Consider the following 8,263-nt stretch of genomic DNA (forward strand, 5'->3'; position numbering starts at 1 on the left):
CCCATTGTCATGCCCTGCGGCATAAAGAAGGGGCGGGAGTCTCCTGGCTCCCGCCCCCCATGCTTCGCTCGTCGGTGAAGGCGCGCTGGCCTCAGGAATAGCGCCGACCCTTGAAGGACACCTCTCGCAGGTAGGCAGGATTGGCCCCGATCCGACGAAGATTGGCCCAGGTGCCCTTGTAGTAGGGAATGTGATTGCGATCCGTCCACTCGCTGACGACGTCGCCCTGCACTCCATTGGGGTAGCCGAACATCATGAAGACCTGCCCTTGCTCCAGGTCGGGTTCCAGGTAGGCCATGGCCGTGGTGGCGCCGTAGTCATTGTAGACCTCGACGATATCGCCATTGTCGATACCCAGGGCCTTGGCATCCTGGGGATGGATCTCGATCGGCGCCATGGGGTAGCGGCCCTTGCGGAAGGCCAGATGCTGGTCATGGTAGGCAGACTGCCAGATCTGGTTGGTTCGCCCGTTGTTGATCCAGAAGTCGAAGCGTTCCTTCTGGCGCTCGATCACCTCGGGAAAACCGTTCCAGGGCGATGGCTGGAAATGCGCCTTGCCGTCGTCGGTATCGAAGTTATTGTCGGCGTAGAGCATCGCGGTGCCGATCAGCTTGCCGTCCCGATACTCCTTGATGGGCAATTGGACGCCGTTGTTGCCGGCCACGCGCAGGCGATCATAGGTGGCCAGGTGACCGGTCGCTCCGCCCTGGCTGTCGATTTCCTTCTCGTGGGCCATGCGGAAGCCGTCGTTGAAGGCATCCTCCTCGGTCGTCCAGTCGAAACCGGCGAAGCGCTCGGCCATCGCCGCGTTGCCTGCCGCTTCGTAGCGTTGCTTGAGGGCATTGGCCATGTCGGCGGCGATCAGGCAATCCGGCTTGGCGATGCCCGGAGGGTCCATGAAGCGTTCGGATAGCCGCAGCCGCCGCTCGCCGTTCATGGAGGTCAGGTTCATCTCCCCGGGATGGGTTGCCGGCAATACCAGGTGGGCATACTCGGCGAACTTGGTGCGGTAAAGGTCGATATCGACGATGAACAGGCCGCCCTTGTTCTTGACGGCATCATAGACGATATCGATCAGCTCCTCGGTGGTGGCGCCACGCGCCTCGGCCAGCGCCTGGTTGACGATGGCGGCCCGGCGCTTGATCACCTGGCGATAGGTCTCGGCATTGAGGGTGGTCTGGAAGGCATTGCAGGCCCAGACCGTCAGCATCATGCCGTTGCCCTTGATCAATTCCTGGTCGATATAGGGCGCTGGGCGTCCGCCGGGATAAGGCGGGCGTGTATAGCCTTCCTGGTGGCCGCCCATGCGCACGACGCCGGTCCCGCGGCGGCCGACGTTATGGGTGGCCACCACGAGATTGACGATGGCGGACTGAATCCGATAGTTGTCGTTGCCCCAGATCACGCCCTTCTCGTAGGCGTGCATGGTGCGCGGAGCATGGCCACTGGTCTTGGGCTTGTAGGCCCACTCGGCGGCCTTGATGATATCGGCGCGATCCAAGCCGGTAATGCGGCTACACTCGTCCAGCTCCATACGGTTGGCGGCGAGCATCTCCTCGAAACCGCTGGTGTGCTCGTCGATGAAGGTCTGGTCGTGCCAGCCCTGATCGACCACATAGGTCAGCAGCCCATTGAACAGGGCGGTATCGGTGCCCGGCTGGATTGCCAGGTGCAGGACATTTTCCTTGCCGGCAACGGTCTCACAGATCGCCACGGTGGGAGTACGCCGGGGGTCGACCAGAATGACGCGACCCTTGTCGTTGGTCTCGTTCGGGAACCATTCGCTCTTCTTGCTGCGGTTGGAGCCGTTGAGGTTTGGCTCCCAATGGGCCAGGAACCAGTTCGACTGGGTTTCGTAGGAGTTGCCGCCAATGGAGAAGATGACGTCGGCTATCTCGGCATCCTCGTAGCTGTTGTTGAGCTCGCCGATGCCCATGTCGCGGGTCGCGTGGCATTCCGAGTTGTAGGCAGGACGGTTGTGAATCCTCACCATCTTCGTCTGCATGCCGGTGAAGATCAGCTTGCCGGTCGCCCAGGTATTCTCGAAACCGCCGCCGGCACCGCCATGGTCGAAGAGGTTGAAGAACAGCTGGTCGGCGCCATCGTTATCGAGGATGCGTTGGGTCAGCCCGGCGTACAGGGCCATGGAGCGTTCCCAGTTGGTCTCGGCCCAGTCGTCTCCGCTGTACACAAGCGGATACTTGAGGCGCCGCTCGCCGGTTGGGGTTCCTTCCGAATACATCACACTGGCCATCTGGCCGCCTCGCGTCGAGGACAGGCCCTGGTTCACGCTGCAGTTCTTGTCGGGAAGGATCATGATGTTGTGTTCCCTGCCATCGTGATCCTTGATCCGGTTGACCATGGACGGCGTCATGGTGAGCTGCATGGCAGGAAGTTGTCGAGTGAAGTCGAGTCCCAGCGCATTCTGGTTGGCGGCCCTGCCGCCTTCCTGATTGGCGGGCCACTTGTAGACATGGTAACCACAGCCGACGATACAGAAGTGGCAGGCCATATTGGTCTTCTGGGCATCTGCCGGGGGCAGAGGGATACGGTCCTTGAATTGCGTCATTGTTGTTCTCCCGGTTCAGATGATGTTGGCCTGACGGCCATAGATCAGGCCATCGACCGACACGGCAAGCAGTGCATCTTCGGCCTCGTCATACTCCAGAATGATCCGGGGCAGGCTCTCGGTGGCATGGCCGATCACCATCTGGCCGGCGTTATCGGGATCGAAGATGCTGTAGTGGCAGGGACACTTGAAGGTTTCCGCCTCCTGGTCGTAGTTGACCGGGCAGCCCATGTGCGTGCACTGGGTACTGTAGGCCACCACATCCCTGTCCGGACCCACACCGCCCTTGACCTCGCGGCCCTTGCGAATCATCACGCAGGGGGAACGATTGTCGGGGTAGTTGAAATAGATGGGCTGATTGACGGCGACATCTCCCAGCCGGGCGACCACGTCACGTGGGTAGGGCAGGGTAGTGCTGCCGGTGGCTGCGGGGCTCTGGTCTTGCTGGGCCTTGGCAATAGGTGACAGCGACAGGGTACCGATGGCAGCACTGCTGCCAGTCAACTTCAGGAAGTTACGGCGGCTCAATCGTGACATCGTCTGGCACTCCGGTGTTGTTGTAGGGAAGCCCGAGTCGTCGGGTGGTGCGGGAGTGATATATGGATATGTGGATTTTAGAATCCAGATTTCAGACTAGTTTTGCCCCGGCAGGCCTGCAAGGGCGGATGGCCGAGTAAGCGCTATGTTTCGACCAAAAGTGTAGGCCACCTCTTGTCTTGGCCGCTTGGTGTGTGCTTCCGTGTGTCGGATCTGTTTGATACAGATCAAGATAGTCCGGTGGGCGCATCTCGGAAAGGGCCCGATGACGATGCATCATCGGGTCCCCGAAATGCCGGGCTCACGCTCTCAGCATGGTCTCGATCTTGTCGCGCTCCGGCACGCTGCCGCTATGCACCAGTGTGCCGTCGATGGCCACGGCCGGGGTCGACATGACCTTGTAGCCCATGATGGCGGCCGGGTCGGTCACCTTTTCCACCTCGACCTCGATGCCCAGTTCGTCGGCGACGGCCTCTATCTGCTCGGCGGTGTTGACGCACTTCTTGCAGCCGGTGCCCAGAACTTCGATCTTCTTCATGGTCTTGCTCCTTTTCATTTAGTGAAAACCGCTGAACAGCCAGGGGCTCAGCAGGTTGATCAGCCAGCCAACGATCATGAAGTTGGCCAGCAGGATGACGAAGATGATGGCCAGCAGGCGCCACTGCATGACCTGCTTGAGCATGATGAACTCGGGGAAACTGGCCGCCACGGTGCTCATGCAGAAGGCCAGGGTAGTGCCCACCGGAAGGCCCTTGAGAATCAGGCTCTCCATCACCGGGATGACGCCGGTGGCGTTGGAGTAGAGCGGCAGGCCGGCCAGCACGGCGACGGGCACGTTCCACCACTGGCCGCTGCCCAGGTAGTCGGCGAACCAGCCGTCGGGCACGAAGCCATGAAGGGCGGCGCCCAGGCCGACGCCGATGATCACCCACTTCCAGATCCGCCCGACGATCTCCTTGAGCTCGTCCCGGGCAAATTCGTGTCGGTCCTTCAGGGTGAGGGAAGGCACTTCGGGCGCGGGCTCGTCGCCATGTGGCGTCTCGGCGGCCTGCTGATAGGCCTTGGCGGCGAAATCCTTCAGCCAGCGCTCGCCCTTGAGGGCATCGAGGAGCATGCCGCCGCCGATGCCCACCGCCATGCCGATGGCGATGTAGACCAGGGTGAACTCCCAGCCCAGCAGGCTCCACAGCATGATCACCGCTACCTCGTTGATGATCGGCGAGGTGAACAGGAAGGCCATGGTGATGCCCAGTGGAATCCCGGCGCTGGTGAAGCCCAGGAACAGTGGGATGCTCGAGCAGGAGCAGAAGGGTGTGATGGCGCCGAAGCCGGCACCCAGGCCATAGCCGGCCAGGCGATGCTTCTGCTGGATGTAGTGACGCACTCGCTCCAGGTTCAGCGAGGCGCGCATCAGCGCGATTACGTAGATCATCACCAGCAGCAGCGCGAAGATCTTGGTAGTGTCCTCGACGAAGAAGTGCAGCGAGGTGCCGAGCTTGCTTTCGGGATCCAGGCCGGCCAGCCCGTAGATCAGCCAGTCGGCCAGCCAGGTAAAGACCTCCAACATTGGTATCCTCTCCCTGTGTGATAGGCGTTGTCACACAAGAAGACGCAGCACGAGGCAAAAGGATACAGGCACGATGCAAAAAATCTCGCTTATCCTTGGTGGGCGCGATGGCAACAGATGCGTCCCTGCTCGTCGAAGACGATCTCGCATTGTTCGATCAGCCGCTCACGCAGCCGTTGTCTGGCTCGGCGCAGTCGCGCCTTCGTGGCCGGCAGGCTCAGGTCATGACGTGTCGCGTAGTCCGCCTGCCGCATACCCTCCAGATCGCACCGCTGGATGATGTCGGCATCTTCCGGTGAGCAGCCGGGCAGCGCACGCTTGATGCAGTCGACGAGGCTCTCCACGGGAGAGGTCTTGTGCGGTTCGACCGCGACCTCGGGGGGCTCTTCGCCTGTCCAGCGCTTTGCGCGTCGCTGCTGATCGATCCATTGATGTCGGGCCACGCGAAACAGCCAGGCTCGGGGAGAGTTCAGCTCGCAGAACTGCTTACGGTGTGCGAGCGCCTTGGTATAGACGCTCTGGAGGAGGTCATCGGCGGCATCGCGGTCGCCGCTATGCTTGAGCAGAAAACCCCGAAGCTCCTCTCGGTGGTCTTGCCAGGCGGTCTCGATGCAGGGGTGGGTGTGCGGCTTGGCCGTCATCATGTCTCTCTAGGGGGACTCTTATGGCAGGGGATGAGCCGCTGGCACGGCGTAGCGTGCCAGCGGCCGGTCATCAGAGGGTTTCCAGCGCCAGGGCGATGCCCTGCCCGCCGCCGATGCACAGGGTAACGATGCCGCGGCGCTCACCATTGCGCTGCATGGCATGCAGCAGGCGGGTGGTCAATACTGCCCCGCTGGCGCCGATGGGGTGGCCGTGGGCGATGGCACCGCCCTCCACGTTGACGATCTCTTCCGGCAGGCCGAGCTCGCGCTGGCAAGCCAGGGCGATGGCGGCGAAGGCCTCGTTGATTTCCACCCGGTCCAGATCACCCACCGACCAGCCGGCGCGCTCGAGCGCCAGCTTGACCGCCGGCACCGGGCCGATGCCGAAGTAGCCCGGCTCCACGGCGCTTACGCCGAAGGATACAAGCCGGGCCATGGGGGCGAGGCCCTGCTGTTCGGCCCAGTCGCGCTCGGCGACGATCATCGCCGACGCGCCGCTGTTCAGCCCCGGCGCATTACCCGCGGTGATGGTGCCCTCCTTGCGGAAGGCGGGCTTGAGCTTCGCCAGGGACTCCGCGGTGGTGTCGCCGCGGTTGTGCTCGTCGCGGGCGAACGTGGTGGTGCCCTTGCGGCTGGTGAGTTCCACGCCGGCAATCTCGGCGTCGAAGTGGCCCGCCTGCTGGGCCTTCGAGAAGTTCAGCTGGGAGCGCAGGGCCCAGGCATCCTGGTCCTCGCGGGAGATGCTGTAGCGGCTGACCAGGTCCTCGGTGTGCCAGCCGGAGTGCTTGCCGCTGAAGGCGTCGTTGAGTCCGTCGAGCAGCATGGTGTCGTGCATGGTCACGTCGCCCATGCGCGCCCCCCAGCGGCCCTGGGGGAGCGCATAGGGGGCGCTGTCCATGTTTTCCATGCCGCCGGCGATGGCGCAGTCGGCCATGCCGCTCCAGATCTCGAGGGCGGCGCTGGCCACGGCCTGGGCGCCGGAACCGCAGACCCGGTTGACGGTGAGTGCTGGCACCTCCACCGGCAGCCCGCCACCGATACCGGCCTGGCGGGCCGTGTTCATGCGGCAGCCCGCCTGGATGACGTGGCCCATCACCAGCGATTGCACCTTGTCGGCGGTGAGTCCCGAGCGGGAAAGGGTCTCCTGAATGACCCGCGCGCCCAGGTCGGAGGCGGGGGTGCCCTTGAGGCTGCCGCTATAGGTACCGATGGCGGTGCGGACGGGTTGGCAGATGACGACGTCGCGAGATGACATGGCGAACTCCTCGTTCGGTAAGGGAACGATCTGGGGGCGTGATTCACCGTATAGCACATCCCTGGCAGTGTCACCGTGATACGCATCGAGTCCAAGACCGTGATGACGGGTCAGCGTGAGGCGCCTTCGGGTGGGGTATCGCGTGTCGAGAGGGGGCGCAATACCCAGAGGCCAAGCAGCGGTCCCGGCAGCAGCCACCACAGCACCCAGGCGTCCTGCAGCTCCCACAGCGTCGTGGTGAGGGAGATGGCCGGGATGGTCAGGGCAAAGCCCGCGGCGTTCATCACCGCCAGTGTCGAGCCGACTCGCTCGCGCGGCGCGCTGGCTGCGGCCAGCGCCGAGAACTGCGGTGAGTCGGCGATCACGGTCAGGCCCCACAGGGCGAGCAGCATCAGCAATAGCCATGGCGGCAGCCAACCGATCAGCGGGTAGGCCAGGCAGATCAGTCCCGAGGCGGCCAGGGCACGACGCGCCACCCATAGGCTGCCCAGGTGGCGGCTCAGCCTGCCACCGCCCACACAGCCGGCAAGACCGAGCGCAATGACGGTAAACGACAGCCAGGGAATCCAGGCCTCGTGGGCGCTGAGTCGCGTCACCTCCCGAGCGACCAGGAAGGGGGCAAGCGTCCAGAAGGCATAGAGTTCCCAGCAGTGGCCGAAGTAGCCTCCGGCCACGGCACGGAAGCGCGGGTCGCTCAGGGCCGCCAGGCCGTCGAGCAGCCGCACCTTGCCGCTCGATGACGGCAGGTGCGGCCCATCGCCCAGGGCCAGAACCAGGGTGCCGCCCACCAGTGCCAACAACGAAGCCCCGAGCAGCGGCCACTCCCAGGGCAGTCCCAGGGTGCTGCCGCGCAGCAGGTGGGGCAGCGCGGTGCCCAGGGTCAGCATGCCCACCAGCCAGGCCAGCGCCGCGCCGGTATGTCTGGGTACCCAGCCGATCACCAGCTTCATGCCAAGGGGATAGATGCCGGCAAGACACAGCCCGGTCAGCAGGCGCAGCGTGAGTGCCAGGGGCAGCTGGTCGGCGACCAACACGAAGCCGGCATTGGCCAGGGCGCCGGCCAGGCAGGAGGTGGCAAAGATGTGACTGGCGCGGAAGCGGTCGGCCAGGCCGGTGGTGGCGATGAACAGAGTGCCGGCGATGAAGCCTGCCTGGACGGTGAGCGTCAGCCGGCCCAGATCCGCCTCGGAGAGCCCCAGGTCCCGCGACAGCGACAGCCCCACGCCGTTGACGGAAAACCACAGCGAGGTGCCGCACAGCTGGGCGAGCACGATGACGGCCAGCGGGAAGCGTCGGGTCAGGAGAAGGAACATGGGCAAGGCGACATAAGCCTCAAGGCGGTCTTGTGTATCGGATCAGGCACCCTGGGGCACCACCAGCACCGGGCAGTGGGCGTCGCGGGCGATGGCCTCGGCGGTACTGCCCAGCAAAAACTCCTGGATGCGGTTGCGCCCGCGCTTGCCGATCACGATCAGGTCAGCGTGCTCGCATTTGGCCTCCTCGATGATGACATGGCGCGGGTCGCCGTCCAGCACCCGAGTCTCGAGCCCCTCGATACGTTCGGCGATGCTGTCCAGATGGCGCTGGGCGTCGGCGATCTCGCGATCGCAGCCATCGGAGGCGCAGGTGACGGTCACCGCCAGGCGGCGCTGGAAGCGCGGAGCGAGTGCCAGGGCCCAGGCCTCGGCGCC

Annotated in this window: 8 protein-coding genes; all 8 read right to left on the bottom strand. The window is 64.2% G+C overall.

Translation table 11 applies throughout. From position 1 onward, the window contains the following. Nucleotides 1-91: 91 nt before the first annotated feature. Nucleotides 92-2,569, bottom strand: coding sequence for an arsenate reductase (azurin) large subunit (locus RI841_RS02195; RefSeq protein ID WP_310703915.1), 2,478 nt, complete (start codon nucleotides 2,567-2,569; stop codon nucleotides 92-94). 15 nt (nucleotides 2,570-2,584) lie between these two features. Next, nucleotides 2,585-3,106, bottom strand: coding sequence for an arsenate reductase (azurin) small subunit (locus RI841_RS02200; protein WP_310703916.1), 522 nt, complete (start codon nucleotides 3,104-3,106; stop codon nucleotides 2,585-2,587). Nucleotides 3,107-3,407: 301 nt separating this feature from the next. After that, nucleotides 3,408-3,644 (bottom strand): thioredoxin family protein, encoded by a 237-nt coding sequence (locus RI841_RS02205; RefSeq protein WP_310703917.1) that lies wholly within the window; start codon nucleotides 3,642-3,644, stop codon nucleotides 3,408-3,410. Nucleotides 3,645-3,662: 18 nt separating this feature from the next. Next, nucleotides 3,663-4,673: a permease gene (locus RI841_RS02210; RefSeq protein WP_310703919.1), complete on the bottom strand. Its 1,011-nt coding sequence runs from the start codon at nucleotides 4,671-4,673 to the stop codon at nucleotides 3,663-3,665. An 89-nt stretch (nucleotides 4,674-4,762) separates the two neighbouring features. Next, nucleotides 4,763-5,317, bottom strand: a complete 555-nt coding sequence (locus RI841_RS02215) for an RNA polymerase sigma factor (protein WP_310703920.1) — start codon at nucleotides 5,315-5,317, stop codon at nucleotides 4,763-4,765. A 70-nt stretch (nucleotides 5,318-5,387) separates the two neighbouring features. After that, the gene (locus RI841_RS02220; RefSeq protein WP_310703921.1) at nucleotides 5,388-6,572 is read right to left on the bottom strand and encodes an acetyl-CoA C-acetyltransferase; all 1,185 of its coding nucleotides are present in this window, start codon (nucleotides 6,570-6,572) and stop codon (nucleotides 5,388-5,390) included. Between the two features lie 110 nt (nucleotides 6,573-6,682). Beyond that, nucleotides 6,683-7,885 (bottom strand): MFS transporter, encoded by a 1,203-nt coding sequence (locus RI841_RS02225; RefSeq protein ID WP_310703922.1) that lies wholly within the window; start codon nucleotides 7,883-7,885, stop codon nucleotides 6,683-6,685. 42 nt (nucleotides 7,886-7,927) lie between these two features. Continuing rightward, the coding region (locus RI841_RS02230; protein ID WP_310703923.1) for a universal stress protein at nucleotides 7,928-8,263 on the bottom strand (336 nt) is incomplete at its 5' end.

This window comes from Halomonas sp., from assembly GCF_031581305.1.
In the GTDB taxonomy this organism is placed as follows: domain Bacteria; phylum Pseudomonadota; class Gammaproteobacteria; order Pseudomonadales; family Halomonadaceae; genus Halomonas.